The organism is Streptomyces sp. NPDC047000 (assembly GCF_040644295.1).
In the GTDB taxonomy this organism is placed as follows: Bacteria; Actinomycetota; Actinomycetes; order Streptomycetales; family Streptomycetaceae; genus Streptomyces.
Map to the genome: position 1 here is coordinate 42138 of NZ_JBEYWE010000007.1, position 22035 is coordinate 64172.

The window sequence follows — 22035 nt, forward strand, 5'->3', positions numbered from 1 at the left end:
GACGACACTCCTTCTCATATACCCGGTGGGGTATACGGTTCAACGAGCCGGGCGCTGTTTTTGTTCCAGGCAGCCGGGAGGGAGCGGGAACCACCGCAGCCGCTCGAAGCCGTCGGGCAGCCCGGTCGGACCGTCGTCCAGCCGGTCCGGCCGGGTGGTGAGCAGCGCCCGGGCGCCGGCGAGCTGACCGGCCAGCGCCTCCTCGCCCAGCGTGCGCCGCCGCGCACCGGGTGCCGTGAGCGGTCCGCCGGCGCCGAAGCGCACCTCGGTCAGGCGCAGCGGCGGACCGGCGGGACCGGCGTGATGGCGCCACAGCCCGGTGCGCGGGTCGAAGCGGTAGTCGGGCAGCAGCCGGTGGCCGTACGCGGCGATCAGCTCGACGGCGTCCACCAGGTAGTCGCGGACGGTGTCGCTGATGAAGTAGTTGAAGTTCAGGCGCACCCAGCCGGGTTTGATGCCGTCGCAGCCGTGCAGCACCTCGTCCCGCAGGGCGTGCGAGGTGGCGTCGTCGATGCCCAGCAGCCGGTGCCCGTACGGGCCCGCGCACGAGCAGCCGCCGCGGGACTGCACCCCGAACAGGTCGTTCAGCAGCGCCACCACGAAGTTGTGGTGCAGCCAGGCGTTTTCGCCGTACCGGACGCGGAACGACACGACGGCCAGCCGCCGGGCGTGGCGGCTGCCGAGGATCTCGATCCCGGGGACCCGGTCCCAGCGGGCCAGCGCGTACGTCCAGTGGCGTTCCTCCGCCGCCTGGATGGTGCCGGTGCCCACGGCCTGCTTCAGGGCGAAGACCAGCCCGGCGCGGACCGACTCGACGATCGCCGGGGTGCCGCCCTCCTCCCGGGCCACCGGGTCGTCGAGATAGCGGTGGCCGTGCCGGTCGACGAACAGGACGGTGCCGCCGCCGGGCGCCGTCGGCACGGGGTTGCGCACCAGCTCACGCCGTACGGCGAGCACCCCGGGGGTCTGCGGGCCGCCGACGAACTTGTGCGGGGAGACGAACAGCGCGTCCTTGTGGTCGTCCGCGCCCGGCGCGCTCGGGGCCATCCGGACCGGCACGTACGGCGCCGCCGCCGCGTAGTCCCAGAACGACAGCGCGCCGTGCGCGTGCAGCAGCCGGGCGATGCGGTCGGTGTCGGTCAGGATCCCGGTGACGTTGGAGGCGGCGGAGAAACTGCCGATGCGCAGCGGCCGGTCCGCGTACCGCCGCAGCGCCGCCTCCAGGTCCGCCAGGTCGACATGGCCGCCGATGTCCTCGCCGACGACGACGACGTCGGCGGCCGACTCGCGCCAGGGCAGCTCGTCGGAATGGTGCTCGTACGGCCCCAGGAACACCACCGGGCGCTCCGCTTCGGGGAGTTGCCCGGGGCCCCGCAGCCCGAGAATGCCGATCAGCTTGTTCACCGCGGCGGTGGCGCCCGAACCGCAGAAGATGACGAGGTCGTCCTCGGTGCCGCCGAGCGCGTCGCGGACGATCCGGCGCGCGTCCTCCCGCAGCCGGGTGGTCTGCAGCCCGGTGCTGGAACTCTCCGTGTGGGTGTTGCCGTAGCGCGGCAGGACCTGCTCGCGCACGAAGTCCTCGACGAAGTCCAGGGAGCGGCCGGAGGCCGTGTAATCGGCGTAGACGATCCGCTTGGGGCCGTAGGGGCCGTCCAGCACCTCGTCGTCACCGATCAGGCCGCGGCGGATGCGGGCCAGGAGGGGGGAGGCGTCAGGCGTCGGGGGGACGCTCACGGTCCGTGGTGCTGTGCCAGTCATGTCCCGGCCCTTCCCCGGCGGCACGCGCCGCCGCCGGCTTCCAGTGCACCGTGCCCGGACCGGCCGGGCGAGAGGACGACGGAACCCGCCCGGGGCCGTTCGGCCCAGCGGGGGCGGTTTTGCAACCGGTCGTCACCGGGCGGCGCGGCGGCCGGCCGGGGAGCGGCAGGACGCTGGCCGTGAGGCGGGGCCGGGGCGGCTGCGGGAGCCGGTGGCGGCGGTCAGTCCGCCGACCGGGTGTCGTGCTGCGCCGTGTCCGCGTGGTCGAGGAGAAGCCGGGCGAGCCGGCGGGCCTCGTCCGGGGTGAGCGCCGCCCACATCCCGGGTTCCCCGCTCTGGTCCTGGCCCACGGCGAGGGCGACCCGGCCGATGGTGTGGCCCGGCGCCCTGAACCGCAGGCAGTGCACTTCGATCCGGCGCCCGCAGCCGGTCACGAGGGGCGGGTCGTCGGTCGTGCGGGACCGGAGGGGTCCAGTCGTGGTCATCGCTCTCACGCCCTTCCATGAGGTGCGGGGACGGTCCCCGGCCCCGGCCCCTCCGTACCCGGCGGGGTATGGGGAACTACTCGAAACAGCGCCGGGCGGGCCGGGATTGTTCCCGGCCCGCCCGTGGACCCCGGCCCGGTGGGACGCCCTCCGGACCCCGCTCCGGCCGGGCCCTACGCCTCGACCGCCACCGACTGCGCGAGCCACGCGCCGTAGCCGCCGAGCAGGTCGGAGACGTCGTCGCGGCCCTGGTGGCGCAGCAGGCTGGCCGCGACGGACGAGCGGTGACCGCCGGCGCAGTGCACGACCAGCGGACGGCCCTGCGGGATCTCGTCCGCGCGGCGGGCCAGTTCGGCCAGCGGTATGTGCAACGAGCCCTCGACGGCGCCCTCTTCGCGCTCGGAGGTGTTGCGCACGTCGAGCACCAGCGGGGGTTCGTCACCGGCCAGCGCCTGCCGCAGCTCGTCCACCGTGAGACGGCTGGCCTGCGTCATCCGGTCGGCCAGGGCGGGGAAGGCGCCCTCGGGCTCGCGCAGACAGCCGCCGACCTTGTCGAAGCCGATGCGGGCGAGCCGGGTGACGATCTCCTCCTCGCGGTCCTGCGGCGCGATCACGATCACGTCCTGGTCGGGGGCGACGACCATGCCGGACTGCTCGGCGAACCGGCCGTCGGCGGGCACGTTGACCGAGCCGCGCAGATGACCGGCCGCGAAGTCCTGCGGGGAACGGGCGTCCAGCACGACCGCGCCGCCCGCGCGCCGCTCCATGAACTCCTCGACCGACAGAGGCTGCGGGGCCTCGGCCGAGCCGAACAGGCCGTGCTCCTTGCGGTTGAGGATGGCGTCGTAGACGAAGTAGGCCGGCGCGGACGGCTGTCCGGCGGTCACCAGCGCGACGAACTCCTCCTCGCCCATCGGCCGGCAGGCGTAGTTCGTGGCGCGCTGCTCGCCGATGGTGGACTGCCGCTGGGTGGAGAGGTTCTTGCCGCAGGCGGAGCCCGCGCCGTGCGCAGGGAAGACCCGGACCGCGTCCGGCAGCCCCATCAGCTTGTTCTGGACGGTGTCGTAGAGCATCCGGCCGAGCTCGTCGGCGGTGACGCCGATGGAGGCGAGCAGGTCGGGACGGCCCACGTCGCCGATGAACAGGGCGTCACCGGTCAGCACGCCGTAGGGCACCGTGTCGTCGGCGTGCTCGTACACCACGACGCTGATCGACTCCGGCGTGTGACCCGGGGTCTCCAGGATCTCCAGCTGCACGTCGCCGAGGCTGATGTGCTCGCCGTCGGCGAGCTTGCGGATCGGGTACTCGGCCTCGGCGCGGCGGCCGTAGCCGATCCAGGCACCGGTGCGGCTCGCCATCTCCAGGTGACCGGCGAGGAAGTCGGCGTGGAAGTGGGTGTTGAGGACGGCCTCGACGGTGAAACCGTGCGCCTCGGCGTCACTGAGGTACTCGGAGACGTCACGACGCGGGTCCACCACGACGGCCCTGCCGGTGGTCTCGTCGGCGATCAGGTACGACGCCTGGGAGAGGCAGTCGAGGTAGTACTGGGCGAAGTACATCGGGAGGTGTCCTCCGGGTCTGGTGATGCGGGTGATGTGGAGCTGCGGCCGCGCTGCTGCGGGTCGGCGGAACCCGGGCCGGGGTTCAGGCAGCGCTTTGGTGCGCCCCGGTGGCGGTCGGACGACCGCCGCGGATCCAGCCGAGGGTGCCGCCGCTCACGGACCAGGCGTCGATCCCGCGGGAGCCGAGCCAGTCGGTGGCGGTCCTGCTGCGGTTGCCGCTGGCGCAGATCACGTAGACCGGGCGGTCGATGGGCAGTTCGCCGACCCGGGAGAGCACGGAGCTCAGCGGCATCAGCCGGGCGCCGGGAACGTGCCCCGCGACGTATTCGCCGGGCTCCCGGACGTCGACCACCACGGCGCCGTCGGCCCAGGCGGCCGCGAACGTGTCGATTCCTGCTTCACGAGCCATGTACGCGCCTCCTTGTATACCCCCGGGGGTTTCTTGTCGGCGAGCTTACGATGCCGCCGCGGCTCAGGTCAAATACCCCAGGGGGTATGTGTCGGGGAGGTGGGAGACAGGAGAAGGGGAGTCCGGAAGGCGGAAGACAGGGGACGGACGGGACGCACGAAGGGCCCCGCCGGCGGCGGGGCCCTGTACGAGGGAGCGGAGGACGCCGGGACGGGCCCGGCCCGCGGATCAGTGCCGGGCGAACTGGACGCCGGTCGCCTGGACGGCGTTCGCGCGCACCGGGAGCGCGGCGACGGTGAGGCGCTCGCCGTAGATGTCGGTGATCCGCACCGCACCGCCGCAGCCGCCGCCGTCCTCGGCGAGGAAGTAGTCGTAGTCCGCGCGCGGCAGCACCCGCCAGCCGCCCGCGCTCGTCCGGAGCTCCAGACGGGCCACCGGATTGCGGTGCCCGATGACCTGCAGCCCGCACCAGTACGCGGTGGAGCCGGTCTTGTAGCGGAGCGAGACCGTCTGCGAGGTGGCGGGGCTCAGCAGCCGCCAGGTGATCGGGACGCGCCCGGCCGAGGGCGCGGCGAGCTTCGCGAACGCCTGTGCGCTCAGGTCGATCTGGCCGGACGCGCAGTCACCGGGGCACTCGTTGGTGATGCGGACCGTGACGGCCGCCCCGTTCGCCGCCCGGACGAGGACATACGCCCCGCACGCCTTGGAGGACTCGTAGTCGGCGGTGTTCATCGCGCCGGTCATGACGTCACCGCTCGCGTCGAAGAGGCAGGCGCCGGTGCCGTCGGTGTCGTAGAACGTGGCGACACCCCGGTAGGTGGTGCCGGGCCGGATGCGGCCCGCCAGCGGGGCGGACCCGGAGGCCGCCCGAGCGGTGCTCCCGGCCGACGCGCGGGCCGGGGCCGACGCCGGGGCGGAGGTACGAGCGGGTCGCGGGGAGGCGGATGTGCCCGGCTTCTTCGTGGCACCGGCTCGCGGTGTGGCGGCGGCCGTCGTGCCGGGGGTGCCGGGGGCGGCGGTCGAGGGCGTGACCGGGGCCTCGGCGACCGCCGTGGCCGCGGTGTGCCCGCTGCCGCCCTCCCGGTCGCCGCCGGGCAGCAGCGCGACGACCAGTAGGACGAGCACGCCTGCCGTGGTCAGGGCCGCCGCGGTGGCCGTCGGCCGGCGCCGCGGTCCGCGCGCCGCCCGTCTCCTTGCGCTCATGCACCGTTCCGTTCAGGTGAGTTGGAGTCGATGATGCACGAACTCGGTCGCCGCCGTGGGCGAAAAGGTTGCCGCCGGTTTGGTACGGACACCGGCGGGCCCGGTGGGCGGGCCGCCCGGGACGGGCCCGCCCACCGGGAGCGGACTCAGCCCTCGGCGGTGAAGGTGTACGTGCCTGCGGGCACGAAGTACGTCGCCCCACCCGCCGGGACCGCCAGGTCCGGGGCGGCGACCGACCGCGGCCGTGAGGTCGGCACCGTGACCGTGGCGTGGGTGCCCGCGGGCACCGTGACCCGCAGCGTCACCGTGCCCTTCGCCACGTGCCAGTCGCTGCGCGCGGTGCCGTACGGCGTCTCGTGGGTGCTGCCCGCCGAGGTGAGGCCGCCGCCGGTCCGGGGCGCGATGCGCAGCGCGGCGTAACCGGGGCTCGCCGGGGAGAGCCCGCCGACGTAGCGGTACAGGAAGTCGCCGACCGAGCCCAGGCCGTAGTGGTTGAAGGAGTTCATGCCCGGGTCGTTGAACGAGCCGTCGGCGCGGATGCCGTCCCACCGCTCCCAGATCGTGGTGGCACCCTTCTCGATCATGTACCCCCAGCCGGGGAAGCCGCGTTGCAGCAGGATCCGGTACGCGGTGTCCGCGTGCCCGTGATCGGCCAGCACCGGCAGCAGGTTCTCCACGCCGAGGAACCCGACGCTCAGATGCCCGTCCGTCGCGGCGACCTTGGCGGCCAGTTTGTCCGCCGCGGGCTGCACCAGCGCGTCCGGCAGCAGTCCGAAGGCCAGCGCGAGGACGTAGCCGGTCTGCGTGTTGCCGCTCACCGTGCCGTCGGCCGCGACGAACCGGTCGGTGAAGGCCGCCGCGACCCGGTCGGCCAGGTCCCCGTACGACGCCGCCTGAGCCGTCCGTCCGGTCGCCGCCGCCATCTCGGCGACGAGCCGGGCCGACCGCGCGAAGAAGGCCGTGCAGACGATGTTCTGCGCGGTGTTGTCGTTGACGTTGAGCCAGTCGCCGTAGGTCGTCCGGTCCCGGATCAGATCGCTGCCCGCGGTGGACCGCAGATAGTCGACCCACTTCGCCATCGCCGCGAAGTGCCGGTCCACGACGCCCACGTCGCCGTAGCGCTGCCACACCGTGTACGGGACGATCGTGCCCGCGTCGCCCCAGCCGGCCGTCCCCGCGCCGCCGATGACGGCGGGCGCGACATCCGTGAAGGCGCCGTCGGACTGCTGGGCGTCGGTGAGGTCGTCGGCGAACTTGGCGAGGAACGTGTGGGTGTCGAGGTTGAAGGTGGAGGTGGCGCAGAAGGCGGCGATGTCACCGGTCCAGCCCAGCCGTTCGTCCCGCTGGGGGCAGTCGGTCGGGATCGAGAGCATGTTGCTGCGCTCGCCCCACACGATGTTGTGCTGCAACTGCTCCAGCAGCGGGTCGGATGCGGTGAACGTGCCCGGCCGTGCCGTGTCCGTCCACACCGCGCGGCCGGTGACGGTGTCCTGGTCCGGCGTGAATCCGTCCGGCAGGCCGGTGAGTTCCACGTAACGGTAGCCGTGCACGGTGAACGTCGGCTCGTAGGTCTCGGTGCTTTGGGTGCCGGCCAGGGTGAAGCGGTCGGTGGCCTGGGCGGCGCGCAGATTGGCCGTGTAGAGCGTGCCGTCGGGGTTGAGGACCTCGCCGTGCCGGACGGTGACCGTCGTCCCCGCTGGACCGGCGAGCGCGAGCCGGTTCCAGCCGGCGAAGTTCTGCCCCAGGTCGAAGATCCAGACGCCCGCCCGGGGCTGGGTGACGGCGACGGGCCGGAACTCCTCCTGCACGGTGACACCGTTGTCGGCCTGGGCGACCAGTACGGGCGTGCTCGCGCCGGACACGGCCACGGCGGCCCATGCGCTGTCGTCGAAGGCGGTGCCGTCCCAGCCGTCGACCTCCAGCCGTGCGTCGAAGGTCTCGCCGTTGTAGAGGTCGTCGGCCCGGATCCCGCCCGTGGCCGTCCGCCAGGTGCCGTCCGTCGCGACGGTCCGGGTGCTGCCGTCGGTGAACGTGACGACGAGCTGGGCCGAGTACCACGGCTGCGTCCCGTAGTGCCGGCTCCCCGCGAAGCCCAGGCTGCCGGAGTACCAGCCGTTGCCCAGCCGGGCGGCGAGCACGTTCGTGCCCTGCCGCACCTGGTCGGTGACGTCGAAGACCTTGTACTGCAGGCGTTTGGCGTAGTCCGTCCAGCCGGGCGCGAGGACGTCGGCGCCCACCCTGACGCCGTTGAGCCGTGTCTCGTGCAGCCCCAGTGCGGTGGTCAGCAGCCGGGCGGAGGCCACCCGGCCGCGCACCGTGAAGCTCTTGCGCAGCAGCGGCGCCGGCTTCACCACCCCCACCTGGGATCCCCACTGCCCGCCGCCGTACTGCGCGACCGCCCGCGCCGCGGGCCAGGCCCCGTCGTCGAACCCGTCCTGCTGCCAGTCCTGCTGCTCGTCCTGCCCGGCCTTCCACGCCGCGTCGGTCACCAGCGTCGGCCCACCGGTCACCACCAGCTTGGCGATCACCGAGGCGGGGGACTGCGTGGTGTTGGTGCAGGCGATCGCGATCGTGTTGGACCCGGCGGTGAGCCGGCCGGTGACGTCGACGAGCGCCGCGCTCTTCCAGGAGTCGGTCACCCGGGGCGAGGTGCTCACCAGGCTGCCGTTGACCCAGACGTCCGCGGTGTCGTCCCCGGTGACCACCAGGCTCGCGGCGGACGGGGCGCCGCTCAGCGTGAACGTCCGCCGGAAGTACCGTGTCCCGACGGGCACCCCGGAGGCGGGATCACCCTCCGGGTACCAGATCCACGAGGCGCCCGACAGATCCGGCGCCGCGGGCTGTCCGACGAACGCGCCGCGCCACTCGTCGGCGGCGGCCAGCAGCCCGGTCTCGAACCACCGCGGCGCGCTCCACGCGCCCGCCCGCCCCTGGGTGTCCCACACCCGCACCCGCCAGAAGTACCGCGTGAGGCTGCGCAGTCCGGGGCCGCCGTACGCGATGCCGAGCTGCTGCCCGGACACCACCCGCCCGCTGTCCCAGACAACGTTGCCACCCTTGCGCGATGCGGAGACCCGGATCTGGTAGGCGCTCTGGTGCTGCCAGTCCCGTGCCGCCGCGGACGATCCGAGCCGCCAGCCGAAACGCGGGCGCGCGGCGTCCACCCCGAGCGGCTCGCCGCGGTGCTCGACGGTGCAACCGGTCACCTTCAGGGGCGACTTGGCGGTGATGTCCGGAGCGCCGACCCGGGCGAACCAGGGCGCGACCCCGTACGTCCCCAGCTCCTGGGCGGTGGGCCAGCCCGCGCCGTCCGCGGCGGCCTTCTCCCAGCCCTCGGCCACGTCCTTGCCCGCCGACCAGCTGCCGTCGGTGGCGAGGTCGATGGTCTTGCCGCCGGCGCGGACACGGAGCCGCCCGATGACCCCGGCCGTCGTGCCGCCGCCGCGGCACGCCAGCGCGAGGGTGTTGACCCCGGGTCTCACCGCGGACCGCAGATCGACGTACAGGGCCCGGCGCCAGGAACCGGCGGACCGTGAGGACCCGGCCAGGGGCTGCCCGTTGAGCCACACGTCGACCGTCTCGTCGCCGCTGACGACGAACTGGGCCTCCGTCACGTCGCCCTCGGCGACGGTGAATCTCCGGCGGAAGTAACGGTGTTGCCCCGCGGCTGCGGCACGGTCCGCCGCCGGCTCCGGGTACCAGATCCAGCGGGCCCGGGACAGCGCCACGGGTGCGGCGGGCGCGGCGGTTCCGGCACGGGCGGTCCCGGCGAACGCGCCGACCGCTCCCGCGGCGAGCGTCCCGGCGGCGAGCGCGGAACCGATGCCGAGGAGGTGACGTCGGCTCAGCGGGCCCTGTGCGGCGGTGAAACCGGGGGAGGAGGGGTCGGGCGAAGCGGAGCCGGGGGAGGAGGGGTCGGGGGACGGTGTCTGACTGGCCACGGATGTACTCCCTCACACGGTGCGGATGGAGCAGGGCGACTCGTACGGGTCCGAAACGGCGGCGGAAGGGTTGCTGAAACGTTTCAAACCGGCAATGCGAGGGAAACGTACGAGAGTTGACTGGGACCGTCAAGAGGTGCGGCACATGTTCAGGGCGGGACGGACGGGACGGACGGGGCCCGTGCCCCGGGGTGTTCCGCCGGTGCCGGCGTGCTGCTGCGGCTCCTCCGGCGCGCCGGTGGAGGTGCCGGACCGGCGTGGCGCAATACCGCGGTCCGGCAGGGGTCCTCTCGCCGCGCTTTGTTCCGTTGTGTCCTTCCGTGTCCCGGGCCGGGGCGCCTCGGCCCGCGGTCCGGCGGGCAACCACGTGCGATCACGGGCGAGTTGATGTAGGAAACTGGTCTGGCCCGGTGGTGGGCAGGGGCCGCGGCCGCGGTCCGTCGAGAGGAGTGCAGCGTGACACAGGACGGCTTCCAGGCCGATCAGATCGACACCAGCAGGCCGCATCCTGCCCGGATCTACGACTACTTGCTCGGCGGCAAGGACAACTACGAGGTGGACCGCGAGGCCGGTGACGAGCTGGTCACCGCGGCACCCGAGGCACGGATCGGGGTGCGCGCCAACCGCGCGTTCATGCAGCGCGCCGTCCGTCATGTCGTCGGCGCCGGGATCCGCCAGATCCTCGACCTCGGCACCGGTCTGCCCACCTCGCCGAACGTGCACGAGATCGCGCAGGAGGTGGCGCCCGAGGTGAGTGTCGCCTACATCGACAACGACCCGATCGTCTACACCCACGGCAACGCGCTGCTCGGCCGCACGGGCGCGACCAGCATCGTCCTGGGGGACGTGCGCGACCCCCGAGCCGTCCTCGACCACCCCGACGTCCGCAAGGTCATCGACTTCGACCGGCCGGTGGCCCTGCTCCTCGTCGCGCTCCTGCACTTCGTGACCGAGGAGGAGAACCCCCGGCAGATCGTCGCCACCCTGCGCGACGCGCTGCCGGCCGGCAGCTGTCTCGTCCTGTCCCACGCCACCGGCGACTTCGCCGACCGCAGCGGGGCCCAGGCCGTCTACAACAAGGCCACCGCCACCATGAACCTCCGCGACCGGGCCGGGGTCGAGGCCTTCTTCGACGGCTTCGAACTGATCGAGCCCGGCCTGGTCCAGGTCCCGTACTGGCGGCCCGAGGGCACGCCGCCGCCCCGGTCGGAGGAGATCGGCTTCTACGGCGGCGTGGGCTTCAAGACGGCCTGAGCCCGTTCGCCGCCGCGGCGGCCCGGCGGATCCCGGCGTCTCAGCGGACCTCGATGTGCTGCACCATCCCCAGCTGCCTGTGGCCGGGGACGGGGCAGTACAGCTCGTAGGCCCCCTTCTTGAGCGTGACCGTCAGCGTGCCGGTGTGACCGGTCTGGAGGAGCCCGGTCCTGACGTCCGACACGCCGGGGCCGTCGATCTCCAGGGCGTGGTCCAGCCTGCCGGTGTCGTGGGCGGTGAAGGTGTACGTCCCCGGGGTGAAGGAGGACCGGGACAGCTTGAGGCTGTACTCGGTCTCGGTGACCGTCACCCGGGTTCCCGCCCGGGCCGCGGTCATGGCGGAGGCGGCGCCCGTGTGGCCGCCGCCCCCGGCGGAGCACGCGGCCAGGGCCGCGGCGCCGGTGAGGGCGAGCGCCGTGGCGCCGAGGGCGGCGCGCCGCGGGAGTGCCGTGCGGATGGTTCGGTTCATGCGGCTCATCCCCTTCGCGACCCGTCCGGGGGCCGCCGGGTTTGTCCCCGTCAGGAGCTGAATGCCCCTTCGGAGGGGATACGCAGGCGAGAGCCGTGCCGTTCAGCGCGCCCGCGACGCGCCCCGATGCCGTCCGTCCGGCGTCATGAGTCCGCCGGGCGCCATGGGGCCGCGGGGCGTCGTCGGTCCGCGGGGAGTCCTTCCGGCCGCCGTCCTCAGGCCGCCGTCCTCAGGCCGCCGCTGTTCCGCTACCGCCGGCCCTGTGTGCGCGAGAACATGTTCGACTGCGCGCCGGAAGCCGCGAGCGGGGCGGAGCGGTCGGCGCCGTTCTCCCAGTCGTCCGAGCCGAGCATGACCTCCGGGTCGAACATCACGACCACGGCGGAGACGATCAGGACCGCCAGCGGGCCGGCGAGCATGACGAGGAGGAACGCGAGGAGGCTCGTCGAGGACTCCCGGCCGGCGGCCGAGGCGGTGAGCTCCACGTTGACGGCCGCCATGCCCGTGTAGTGCATGGCCGACACGGCGGCACCCATCACGAGGCTCGCGCCCACGGTGGCCCACACGGCGCTGACGGAGACGGCCGCCCACAGGGCGGCGGTCGCGGCCAGCACGGCTATCACCACCGACGCGGCGACGACCGGCATGTCGTAGTGCACGGTGCCGCCGGGCCGCATGGCCGCCATGCCGAGATAGTGCATCGCGGCCACCCCGACGCCGGTGAACAGGCCGGCGGTGCCGAGCGTCACGGCTCCGGCACCCCGGTAACCGACCAGGAACACCCCGAGGGCGACCACGGCGATCGCGACCAGGAGGCTGAGGACCGTCTTGACCGGGTCGTAGCTCACCAGCGCGCCCTCGACACTGAAGCCGATCATGGCGATGAAGTGCATGGTCCAGATGCCGCAGCCCAGGGACACGGCCCCGAGCAGCAGCCAGCCCCAGCGGCGCTGACCGGGCCGTCTGCGCATCGAGCGGGTCGTGCAGCGCAGGCCCAGTGCCGAGCCGAGACACGCCATCAGATAGGCGGTGATCGGGGTGACCGCCCCGTAGTGGAATTCGGACACGGTGGCACTCATCGGCACGACCTTCTTCGTCTGGTTCGGGGACGGCAGGGATCCGCGAGCGGCGGAAGCCGGACGCGTCGGAGTACGGGAGAGCGGCGGCCGACGGAAGCCGTGCACCGCGGCCGGGGCCCGGCCGGGCGCTGTCCGGAGGCCGGGAGGCATCGCCGAGATCGTCGGCCTGCTGTGTCCCCCCGGTGCCCGGCCCCGCGTCCGTGTGCGCTCCCCCTGCGCGCGGAATGCGTCCGACGCCCTTCGCGAGCCGTACCGCCGTGGCGCGGCGAAGCCGGCACGGCGGACAGCGAGAACCGGCCAATGGCCGATTCGTGCGTCATTCAAGCACAGGCATCACATGTTTTACCCCCGAAGTGCGACTCTTCGCGACCGAATCGATACACCGAGGGATATGCCGACAGGTCGCCTATGTCCGCCGCATATGCTCTCGTGCAGTGACAGGGCCACTGCGTGCGGTGGCCCGCACGCGGTGGTCAGGCCGCGAGGATCTCGTCGAGCGCCTCGTCGATCCGTGCGGTGAAATCCGAGTACCGGTGTTCCAGTCCCAGCGGAACCAGGGTGTGGGTGCGGTCGAGGAACGCCATGAGCGGGGCCGTGGAGCAGAGGAACAGCGCGACCGCGCCGCCCACCTGGAGCCTGATCAGCACGTCGTCGAAGCACCCCGGGCTCGCGGGGGCGATGTGCACGTCCCCCTCACCGCACGGCTGCTGCACACCGCCCGCCAGCAGATCGCGCGCGAACCGCCAGGTCACGGCGGTGTCGTCGCCGGGGTTGAAGGTGATGCGCACGGCGAGCGGATCGCCGGGGTCGAAGCGCAGCTCCACGGGCACCCGGAGGGAGTCGTGGGCCGAGACCAGATAGGCCATGTCCAGGTCGGCACGCACCGGGCCGGGCCTCACAGGCCGGCTCCGCCGTGGTGAGGCCGGGCGGACGGGGCGGTGCGGGGCGCGGGTGCGTCGGCCACGCGGGACGCGGCGGGGCGCTGCCGGGGGACGCCGTCCCCCGGGGCCGTCGGTGAGCACATAAGATTCACATCTTCTTCAACGATTGTCCTTCCGCGGCGTCACTGTCCGCGGGCCCCGACTTGCGCCCTCGTCCGGGGTGTCGCCGGGAGCCCCGCCCGGGTTCCCGTCAGGGGTTCTCCCCGGGCGGCGGCTCCAGCAGTTCCGCCAGCACCTCGCCGGGGTCCCGCAGCAGCGTCCGGGCGACCACGTCGTCGTACCGCTCCCCGCCCAGCAGGGTGCGGGCGGTGCGCTCGTACCGCTCACGCACCGGACCGAGCTCCGGTGTCCCCCGCTGCGGATGTCCGACCGCGCCCCAGAACGTCTCGCCCGCCGTGAACGCGGCGGCCGCGCGCTCGCCCGCGCCCTGCGCGGCGAGCGAGGAGGCCAGCACGTCCAGCCCGAGGGCCACCCCGAAGCTGTCGCCGATCCGGCGCTTGCCCTCCAGCATGGACACGGCGTGCGCCGTCGCCCGTGCCGCGCGGTCCTCGAACAGGGCGATGAGGGCGAGCTGGTAGTCGGCGTACGAACGGGCCCACCACTCGCCGTGCGCCGCGCTGCGCCGCCGCAGCTCCTCGGCCTCCCGCCGCGCCTGCTCCAGCAGGCCCTGCGCGGTCAGCGCGAAGACCCGCACCAGCCGGCACAGCACATGGGCCGCCGTCTCCCGCGGCGCGCCACCGCCCTGCTGCAGACCGAGGTCCACCACATGCCTGGCGGCCATGGGGAGGCCGCCGAGCAGATGGATCAGCCCCATGAGGTACGCGGAACGCAGGACGCCGTCGAGATCGCCCCGGGTCTCGGCCTCGTGACGGCACATATCGGCGAGGGCCCGCCCCGTCTCGAGTTCGCCCCGCAGCACCCGGACCACGCCCAGCGCCCACAGCCCCCGGACCCGGCCGGGACCGGGCTCGGCGGACGAGCCCAGCGCGTCCTCGAGGTACTGCGTGGCCTCCGGCAGACGGCCGCAGCAGCTCCAGAAGAAGCCCAGGACGCCGCTCAGCTCCACGGCGTCGTGCGGCCGTACGTCGAGCAGCCGGTCCAGCGCCGCGCACAGGTCGGCGTGCACGGCGCCGATCCACGCGTACCAGCGGGTCTGATCGGGCCCCAGCCAGCCCTCGTCGGCGCGTCGTGCCATCTCCAGGTAGTAACGGGCGTGCCGGTCGGCGAGTTCGCCGCTCTCGCCGAGCTCGCCGAGCCACATACGGCCGTACTCCCGGACGGTGTCGAGCATGTGATAGACGTCGCCGCGACGGCTCAGCACCGACTTGCGCTCCAGCCCGGCGAGCGCCGGCATCACGTCCGGGGGAGCGAGCGGGCCGCCCGCGCACACCGCCCGCACCGTGTACGCGTCCACCGCGCCGCGGAACACCGACAGCCGCGCCCACAGCAACCGCTCGGCGGGCAGGCACAGTTCATGGCTCCAGCCGATGGTGGTGCGCAGTGCCCGGTGCCGCGGCGGGCCGCCGCGCGGGCCGGTGGCGGCGAGGTCGAGACGGGAGGCCAGGTCCGCGTCGATCTGTTCCAGGGTGCGGTCCGGCAGCTGCCCGGCGATCAGCTCCACGGCGAGGGGGATGCCCTCGAGACGGCGGCACAGCCGGGTCGCCACGATCATGTCCGGGGTGCCGGTCAGCGGTCTGCTGATGGCGGCGGCGAGCCGGCCCAGCAGATGCACGGCGTCCGTGCTGGCGGGCAACGGCTCCACTTCCACCCGGTGTTCGCCCGGCAGGCCGAGCGGCTCCCGGCCGGTCGTGAGGACGGTGAGTCCCGGGCAGTGCTCCAGGAGATGCCCCACCAGGGCCTGGCAGCCGGGCAGCAGATGCTCGCAGGAGTCCAGTACGAGCAGCAGGTCCTTCCCCGACAGCCACGTGACGAGCGCGTCGAGGGCGGCCCCCGCCGTGTGGTCGGCGAAGCCGAGTGCGTCGGCGACGGCGGCGACGAGCGCACGGTCGTCCGTGAGCTGCCACAGATCCGCCCAGCGCACGGTCAGCCGACGTGTCTTCCGCTCGGTGTCCGCGCTGTGCAGCGCCAGCCGGCTCTTGCCGACTCCGCCCGGCCCCGTGAGGGTGACCAGCCGGTGCAGACGCAGCAACCGCGAGACATGGGCCACTTCGCCCAGGCGGCCGACGAACTCGGCGGGGATCGCGGGCAGGTTGCTCAGCACAGGGGCAGTCTCGCGTGTCCGATGCCCGTGCGTGCCCCGATTTGACTCTTACGCGATCGTGTGAAGGGGCGCGAAGCGGTCCCGGGGCACCGGGCGGGGCCGGTGGGCCGCCCGCCGGAAGAGGGCGGACGGCTCGCGGGACGACACCGGTCACTCGCAAGTCGTGTGACGCCGGGTCAGGCACCCGGGTCCGTCCCGCCCAGCTCCAGCCGCATCAGCGTCAGGTCCAGCCAGCGGCCGAACTTCACGCCGACCTCCCGCACCGTGCCCACGTCCTCGAACCCGAACCGCTCGTGCAGCCGGACCGACGCGCCGTTCCCGGCCTCGATACCCGCGATCATGACGTGGTGCCCGGCGTCGCGCGCCGCGCCGACGACCGTCCCCAGCAGCGCCGTACCGACGCCGAGCCCGTGCCGGTCCTCGCGGACATAGACCGAGTTCTCCACCGTGTGGCGGTAGCCGTCGAGCTGCCGCCAGGGGCCGTACGCGGCGAAACCGGCGACCTCGCCCGGCGCGCCCGGCAGTTCGGCGACGAACGCCGAGCCGCGCGCGAGGTGCTGCGCGAGCCAGGCGACACCGTCGGCGGGGGACAGCGGGGTGTCCGTCCACAGCGCCGTCGAGTGCTCGATCGCGTGGTTGCGGATGGCGCGGACGGCCTCCGCGTCACCGGGGCGCGCGGGCCGCACCACCACCGTGCCGCCCTCGTTCTTCTCGTATAGTGGATTCATGTCCAACATAGTAGATCCTCTGGTCGGGCAGATCGCCGCCCGCGTGCGCACCGAGCGGGAACGCCGCCGGTGGACACTGGCGCAGCTGGCGGAGGCCTCGGGAGTCTCCCAGGCGATGATCAGCAGGATCGAGCGCGGCGAGAGCAGCCCCACCGCCGTCGTCCTCGGCAAGCTGTCCGCCGCGTTCCGGCTCAGCGTCGCCTCCCTGCTCGCGCTCGCCGAGGGCACACCCGACGGCGATCCGGCCGGGAGCGGCACACAGGTGCGGCGCCTGGCCGAGGCCGCCGAGTGGACCGACCCCGCCACCGGATACCGCCGCCGCCAGATCACCCGGCCCGGCTTCCCCGCCGAGATCGCCGAGATCCGGCTGCCCGCCGGGGCCGAAGTGCCGTATCCGGCCGCCGCCTTCGCCTTCGTCCGGCAGGTCGTGTGGGTGCTGGAGGGACGCCTCGCCTTCCACGACGGTGACACCGTGCACGAACTCGACGCGGGCGACACCGTCGAACTCGGCGGGCCCGCACCCCGCACCTTCGTCAACACCGGTGCCACGGAATGCCGTTACGCCGTCGTCCTGACCCAGGACCAGCGGCCGTGACCCCGCCGCCGGAACGGGGCCGCACCCTGCTGCTCGCCGTCGTCGCCGCGGTGGCGATCTCCAACAACTACGCGATCCAGCCCGCGCTCACCGAGGTCGCCCGCGAACTCGGCGCCCCGGCCCCGGTGATCGGCCTCGTCCCGACCGCCGCGCTCACCGGCTGCACCGCCGGATTCGCCCTGCTGCTCCCGCTCGTCGACCGGCTGCCCCCGCACCGCCTGGTCGCCGGACAGCTCACCGCCCTGGCCGCCGCCCTCGTCCTGGCCGCGAGCGCGCCCCATGTGGGGATCCTGCTCGCCGCGTACCTGGCCGTCGGTGCGACCGCCTCGGTCGCCGCCCAGGGCAGCAGCATCGCAGGCCGGCACGCCCCGCCCGGACGGCGCGCCACCGCCGTCGCCGGCGTGGCCACGGGCCTGTCCGCGGGCATCCTGCTCGGCAGGCTCGCCGGCGGCGCCCTCGCCGACGCCCTCGGCTGGCGGCGGATGCTGCTCGCCTTCGCCGCGCTCGTCCTGCTGTGCGCGCTCGCCGCCCTGCGGCTCCTGCCCCGGCAGCGGCCGCCGTACCGGGGCGGCTACCTGACCACCGTCGCCTCGCTGCCCCGCCTGCTGCGGCGGCACGCGGCCCTGCGCCGCGCCGTGCTGTGCGGCGGCCTCTGGTACTTCGCCTTCAACCTCGTCTGGGTCGCCCTCACCCTCGCCCTCGGCCGCCCGCCGTACTCCCTCAGCCCCGCCGCCATCGGCCTCTACGGCCTCGCGGGCCTCCTCGGCTTCGCCGCGCTCCCGCTCACCGGCCGCCTGGCCGACCGCCACACGCCCGGCACGGTCATCGCCGTGAGCATGCTCACCGCCGCCGCGGGCACCGCCCTGCTGACCACCGGCCTCGGATCCCCGCCGGTCACCGTCCTCGGCCTCGCCCTGTTCGACGCGGGCTGCTTCGCCGCCCAGGCCGCCAACCAGAGCCGCGTCATCGGCATCGACCCCGACCGCGGCGGCAGCCTCAGCGGCGTCTACCTGGTGCTGTACTTCCTCGTCGGCGCCCTCGGCACCGCGGCCGCCGCGCCCCTGCTCGACCGCTTCGGCTGGCGGGGCGCCGCCCTCACCGCCACCGCGGTCCTGCTCGCCGCCGGGCTCCTGGGCCGGACCGGGGCCCTGGCGGACGGTGCGTCCGGCGCGCACAAAGATGCGCGGGTACGTCGTTGACCGGTGATCCTCCGCCGGGCCAGGGTGAGGGGGCCGTGCCGGAGCACGGCGGACCCCGGCCGTCCGGCCGGGCGGCGGAGAGGAGACGACGTGGGCCAGCACAGGACGCCGGACACCGGCGGCGGACCCGGCACAGCGGGACGCGGCGCGCTGGACGGCGTGCGCATCGCCGACTTCTCCCGGGTCCTCGCCGGACCGTACGCCACCATGCTCCTCGCCGACCTCGGCGCCGACGTCGTGAAGATCGAACGGCCCGGCACCGGTGACGACACCCGGGCCTGGCGGCCGCCCGCCGACCGGGACGGCACCTCCACCTACTTCCTGTCCGTCAACCGCAACAAGCGCTCCGTCACCCTGGACCTCGCGTCCGCGGCCGGACGCGACCGGGCCCGCGCGCTGGTCGCCGGATGCGATGTCGTCGTGGAGAACTTCCGGCCCGGCACCATGGAACGCCTCGGCCTCGGACACGCCGGACTCAGCGCCCGGCAGCCCGGGCTGGTCTACTGCTCGATCAGCGGCTTCGGCAGCGGCGCGGGCGCCGCGCTCCCCGGCTACGATCTGCTCGTCCAGGCCGTCGGCGGACTGATGAGCGTCACCGGCGAGCCGGACGGCGAGCCGGTGAGGACGGGCGTCGCCGTCGTCGACGTCGTCACCGGGCTGCACGCCGCCCTCGGCATCCTCGCCGCGCTGCGCCACCGGGACGCCACCGGGCAGGGACAGCGCATCGAGGTCAGCCTGCTCGGCTCACTGCTGTCGGCCATGGTCAACCAGGCGTCCGGCTACGCCGTCGCCGGCGTCGTCCCGGGCCGTCGGGGCAACGCCCACCCGAGCATCGCCCCCTACGAGACCTTCCTTGCCGCCGACCGCCCCCTCGCCGTCGCCGTCGGCACCGACCGCCAGTTCGCCGCTCTCGCCGGCGTCGTGGGCGAGCCCGGCCTCGCCGCCGACGCCCGCTTCCGCACCAACGCCGACCGGGTCGCCCACCGCGCCGAACTCCGCAGCCTCCTCGCCGCACGGCTGGCCGCCGCCGACGCGGACCACTGGACGGACGTCCTGCTCGCGGCGGGCGTGCCGGCCGGGCCCGTCAACACCCTCGACGAGGCGTTCGCGTACGCGGAGCGGCTCGGACTGCCCGGCATCGTGGAGATTCCCCCGGATCCGCCCGGCGGCGCCCCCGCCCGCCAGATCGCCTGCCCCATCGCCCTCGGCGCCACCCCGGCCCGTTACCGGCTGCCCCCACCGCACCTCGGACAGCACACCGCCGAAGTCCTCCCCGGTCCGCCCGCATCCGGCGTGCCCGCATCCGCCGTGCCCGCACCCGGTCCGCCCGCACCTGACGCCCCCGTGCCCGGCCCGCCCGTGCCCGACCCGACACCCGTGACCCACCCCCAGGAGCCCCGATGAGCCGTAAGCCCCTGAAGGACCCGCTCGACCTGCTCGACCTCGCCGTCACCCTCTCCGACGAGGAACGCGAGATCCAGGCGACCGTCGCCAGGTTCCTCACCGAACGGGTGCGCCCGCACCTCGCCGAATGGTTCGAGAACGCCCACTTCGCCCGCGAACTCGCCCCGGAACTGGGCAAGCTCGGCGTCCTCGGCATGCACCTGGAGGGCTACGGCTGTGCGGGCACCAACGCGGTCTCCTACGGCCTCGCCTGTCTCGAACTGGAGGCCGCCGACTCCGGGTTCCGCAGCTTCGTGTCCGTGCAGGGCTCCCTGTCCATGTACTCCGTCCGGAAGTGGGGCTCCGAGGAGCAGAAGCGCGAGTGGCTGCCCAGGCTGGCCGCCGGCGAGGCCATCGGCTGCTTCGGCCTGACCGAACCCGACTTCGGCAGCAACCCCGCCGGCATGCGCACCCGCGCCGTCCGCGACGGCGGCGACTGGATCCTCGACGGCACCAAGACGTGGATCACCAACGGCGGCATCGCCGACGTGGCCACCGTCTGGGCGCAGACCGAGGACGGCGTACGCGGCTTCCTCGTGCCACGCGGCACACCCGGCTTCACCACACGGGACATCAAGCAGAAGATGTCGCTGCGCGCCTCCGTCACCTCCGAACTGCACCTCGACGGCGTCCGGCTGCCCGACGCCGCGCGGCTGCCGCTCGCCGAGGGACTGCGCGCACCCCTGTCCTGCCTCGACGAGGCGCGCTTCGGCATCCTGTTCGGCGCGGTGGGCGCCGCCCGGGACTCGCTGCAGGCGGCCATGGACTACGCCGGCTCGCGGGTCCAGTTCGGCAAGCCGATCGGCGCCTTCCAGCTCACCCAGAAGAAGCTCGCCGACATGGCCGTCTCCCTCGGCTCCGCGGCGCTGCTCGCCGTCCACCTGGGCAGGCTGAAGGACACCGACCGGCTGCGCCCCGAGCAGATCAGCGCCGGCAAGCTCAACAACGTGCGCGAAGCCGTCGCCATCGCCCGGGAGTGCCGCACGATCCTCGGCGCCAACGGCATCTCCCTGGAGTACTCGCCACTGCGCCACGCCAACAACCTGGAGTCCGTGCTGACCTACGAGGGCACCGCCGAGATGCACACCCTCGTCATCGGGCAGGCGCTCACCGGGCACGCGGCGTTCCGCTGACGTCCCCGGACGCGGTCTCCCGCAAGGCGGCGGCCGAGGCCGCCTCCCGCATCCTGCGGATCACCGTGCGCACCGCGGGCGAGGTCTCGCCCCTGCGGAAGGCGCCGACCAGCCGGGTGGCCGGCGCCACGTCCGCCAGCGGCCGGTAGACCACGCCCGGGATCCGCACCCGGCGCAGCGAGGCGGGCACCAGCGCCACCGCGAGACCGCCCCCGACCAGCGTCAGCGCGGCCACGTAGTCCCGTACCGGGGGAGCGCACCGCGGACTGAACCCGCCGCACGCGGCGACCTCGAGGATCTGGTCCCGGCAGCCGTACTCCTCGTCGAAGTGCGGGGCCACGAAGCACTCGTCGCGCAGCCGTGCGGCCGGGACCGCGTCGTACGCCGCCGCCGGTGACCCCGCCGGGAGCGCCAGGACGATCTCCTCGGTGAGCAGACCGACGGCCGTGACCTCGGGCGGGTAGCGCGGGCGCCAGCGCAGGAAACCGACGTCGACGTCCCCGCAGGCCAGCGCCTCCAGTTGTGCCGGGGTCTCCAACTCCCTCACTTGTAGGGTGAGTTCGGCGCCGTCGGCCGAGCAGCGGGTGAGGACGTCGGTCAGCACCCCGGAGAACGCGGCCGAGGCGACGTAGGCGATCTGCGCCTGCCCCAGCTCACCGCGCCCGGCCCGCCGGCCCACCGCCTCGGCACGGGCGGCCTGCGCGAGGGTGAGCCGCGCCTCCTCCAGGAACAGCCGCCCGGCGCCGGTCAGGGCGGGACGGGCCCGCCGTCCGCGGTCGATCAGCCGTACGCCCAGATGCGACTCCAGGGCCCTGATCTGGGCGCTGAGCGCCGACGGGGCGAGATGCAGCCGGTCGGCCGCCCGCGCGAAGTGCAGTTCCTCGGCGACGGTGACGAACGACTCCAGCCAGCGCAGTTCCACGGGGCCCTCCGTACTCCGCCCGGCGTGGGCCGACGATAACACCGGCGGGCGGCACGGCTCTGCGGGACGGGGCACGCCGGTGCGGCCGTCCCGCAGAGCCGTGCCGCCCGAAGGGCGATCTTGCCGTTCCGGCCTGAGAATGAGGCTGGTGGGACCCACGAACAGGTGATGAACGGCGCTTGGTGCACGAGGTCAGGAGGCGTGCGGCATGCGATCTGTGACGTTGCGCAACGCACTGCGGATCCGCCCTGTCCGGGGCCTCACAGACGGCGCACCACCCGGCCCCGGTGGTCCGGGCGGACCGGGCGGCGCCGGCGTGAGGCTCACGGAACCCGTGAGGCTCACGAAGCCCGTGAGCCTGGAGGAGCCCGTGGGCTTCGGGGAACCCGTGAGCGTCGAGGAGCGCGGTCGGGAGCACCCCGGGACACGGCTGCGGCGCGACGAGGAGGACGCCGTACGCGACGTGCTCGGACGCCTGTGCCGGGCCTACGGCTCGCTCGACGGCACCACCGTCGAGCGCGCCGTGGCGGAAGCCCGCGATGCCTTCCGGCAGGCCAGGGTCCGGGCCTTCGTGCCCATCCTCGTCGAGCGCCGGGCCCGCGCCGCCCTCGACTCCGCCGCCCGCCGGTCCCGTCCGGCACCGCCGCAGGGCGACCCGCTGTCCGCACCATGAGCGCAGAGAGGGAAGGGCCG

General features: G+C 73.9%; 18 protein-coding genes. 6 read left to right on the plus strand and 12 right to left on the minus strand.

What is annotated here, in order from left to right:
• Positions 1 to 39: 39 nt before the first annotated feature.
• The 6 genes from ABZ862_RS13845 to ABZ862_RS13870 form a co-directional block, all read right to left on the minus strand.
• The gene (locus ABZ862_RS13845; RefSeq protein ID WP_360956762.1) at positions 40 to 1734 is read right to left on the minus strand and encodes an aminotransferase class V-fold PLP-dependent enzyme; all 1695 of its coding nucleotides are present in this window, start codon (positions 1732 to 1734) and stop codon (positions 40 to 42) included.
• Between the two features lie 245 nt (positions 1735 to 1979).
• Complete coding sequence (locus ABZ862_RS13850) at positions 1980 to 2243, minus strand: hypothetical protein (RefSeq protein WP_360956764.1); 264 nt, start codon at positions 2241 to 2243, stop codon at positions 1980 to 1982.
• A 173-nt stretch (positions 2244 to 2416) separates the two neighbouring features.
• Entirely contained in the window at positions 2417 to 3802 is a 1386-nt protein-coding gene (locus ABZ862_RS13855; RefSeq protein ID WP_360956766.1) for an MBL fold metallo-hydrolase, read from the minus strand.
• Positions 3803 to 3887: 85 nt separating this feature from the next.
• On the minus strand, positions 3888 to 4214 hold the full coding sequence (locus ABZ862_RS13860; protein WP_360956768.1) for a rhodanese-like domain-containing protein: 327 nt from the start codon (positions 4212 to 4214) through the stop codon (positions 3888 to 3890).
• Positions 4215 to 4442: 228 nt separating this feature from the next.
• Positions 4443 to 5417: an expansin EXLX1 family cellulose-binding protein gene (locus ABZ862_RS13865; protein WP_360956770.1), complete on the minus strand. Its 975-nt coding sequence runs from the start codon at positions 5415 to 5417 to the stop codon at positions 4443 to 4445.
• Between the two features lie 146 nt (positions 5418 to 5563).
• Entirely contained in the window at positions 5564 to 9358 is a 3795-nt protein-coding gene (locus ABZ862_RS13870) for a family 78 glycoside hydrolase catalytic domain (protein WP_360956772.1), read from the minus strand.
• A 456-nt stretch (positions 9359 to 9814) separates the two neighbouring features.
• Here ABZ862_RS13870 and ABZ862_RS13875 point away from each other — a divergent pair, with 456 nt between their 5' ends.
• The gene (locus tag ABZ862_RS13875) at positions 9815 to 10612 is read left to right on the plus strand and encodes an SAM-dependent methyltransferase (RefSeq protein WP_360956774.1); all 798 of its coding nucleotides are present in this window, start codon (positions 9815 to 9817) and stop codon (positions 10610 to 10612) included.
• A 40-nt stretch (positions 10613 to 10652) separates the two neighbouring features.
• Here ABZ862_RS13875 and ABZ862_RS13880 read toward each other — a convergent pair whose 3' ends face one another.
• The 5 genes from ABZ862_RS13880 to ABZ862_RS13900 form a co-directional block, all read right to left on the minus strand.
• Positions 10653 to 11081: a copper-binding protein gene (locus tag ABZ862_RS13880; RefSeq protein ID WP_360956776.1), complete on the minus strand. Its 429-nt coding sequence runs from the start codon at positions 11079 to 11081 to the stop codon at positions 10653 to 10655.
• 248 nt (positions 11082 to 11329) lie between these two features.
• Positions 11330 to 12160: an MHYT domain-containing protein gene (locus ABZ862_RS13885; RefSeq protein ID WP_360956778.1), complete on the minus strand. Its 831-nt coding sequence runs from the start codon at positions 12158 to 12160 to the stop codon at positions 11330 to 11332.
• Positions 12161 to 12633: 473 nt separating this feature from the next.
• The gene (locus tag ABZ862_RS13890; protein ID WP_360957351.1) at positions 12634 to 13026 is read right to left on the minus strand and encodes an SsgA family sporulation/cell division regulator; all 393 of its coding nucleotides are present in this window, start codon (positions 13024 to 13026) and stop codon (positions 12634 to 12636) included.
• 265 nt (positions 13027 to 13291) lie between these two features.
• Complete coding sequence (locus ABZ862_RS13895) at positions 13292 to 15322, minus strand: regulator (RefSeq protein ID WP_360956780.1); 2031 nt, start codon at positions 15320 to 15322, stop codon at positions 13292 to 13294.
• Between the two features lie 176 nt (positions 15323 to 15498).
• On the minus strand, positions 15499 to 16050 hold the full coding sequence (locus tag ABZ862_RS13900) for an N-acetyltransferase family protein (RefSeq protein ID WP_360956782.1): 552 nt from the start codon (positions 16048 to 16050) through the stop codon (positions 15499 to 15501).
• On the opposite strand from ABZ862_RS13900, the gene ABZ862_RS13905 reads away from it, so the two are divergent.
• The 4 genes from ABZ862_RS13905 (at position 16049) to ABZ862_RS13920 (ending at position 20420) form a co-directional block, all read left to right on the plus strand.
• A complete protein-coding gene (locus tag ABZ862_RS13905) occupies positions 16049 to 16645 on the plus strand; it encodes an XRE family transcriptional regulator (RefSeq protein WP_360956784.1) in 597 nt (198 codons plus the stop codon). The two genes, ABZ862_RS13900 and ABZ862_RS13905, sit on opposite strands and share 2 nt — an antisense overlap.
• Positions 16642 to 17844 carry an MFS transporter gene (locus tag ABZ862_RS13910; protein WP_360956786.1) on the plus strand — a complete coding sequence of 401 codons (1203 nt, stop codon included), beginning with the start codon at positions 16642 to 16644 and terminating at the stop codon, positions 17842 to 17844. The genes ABZ862_RS13905 and ABZ862_RS13910 overlap by 4 nt, the downstream gene beginning before the upstream one ends.
• 90 nt (positions 17845 to 17934) lie before the next feature.
• Positions 17935 to 19248, plus strand: a complete 1314-nt coding sequence (locus ABZ862_RS13915; RefSeq protein WP_360956788.1) for a CoA transferase — start codon at positions 17935 to 17937, stop codon at positions 19246 to 19248.
• Positions 19245 to 20420 carry an acyl-CoA dehydrogenase family protein gene (locus tag ABZ862_RS13920; RefSeq protein ID WP_360956790.1) on the plus strand — a complete coding sequence of 392 codons (1176 nt, stop codon included), beginning with the start codon at positions 19245 to 19247 and terminating at the stop codon, positions 20418 to 20420. The genes ABZ862_RS13915 and ABZ862_RS13920 overlap by 4 nt, the downstream gene beginning before the upstream one ends.
• On the opposite strand, the gene ABZ862_RS13925 is transcribed toward ABZ862_RS13920, so the two are convergent.
• A complete protein-coding gene (locus ABZ862_RS13925; protein WP_360956792.1) occupies positions 20395 to 21342 on the minus strand; it encodes a LysR substrate-binding domain-containing protein in 948 nt (315 codons plus the stop codon). The two genes, ABZ862_RS13920 and ABZ862_RS13925, sit on opposite strands and share 26 nt — an antisense overlap.
• A gap of 334 nt (positions 21343 to 21676) precedes the next feature.
• Here ABZ862_RS13925 and ABZ862_RS13930 point away from each other — a divergent pair, with 334 nt between their 5' ends.
• Positions 21677 to 22015, plus strand: a complete 339-nt coding sequence (locus ABZ862_RS13930; protein ID WP_360956794.1) for a three-helix bundle dimerization domain-containing protein — start codon at positions 21677 to 21679, stop codon at positions 22013 to 22015.
• The last annotated feature ends 20 nt before the right edge of the window (positions 22016 to 22035 follow it).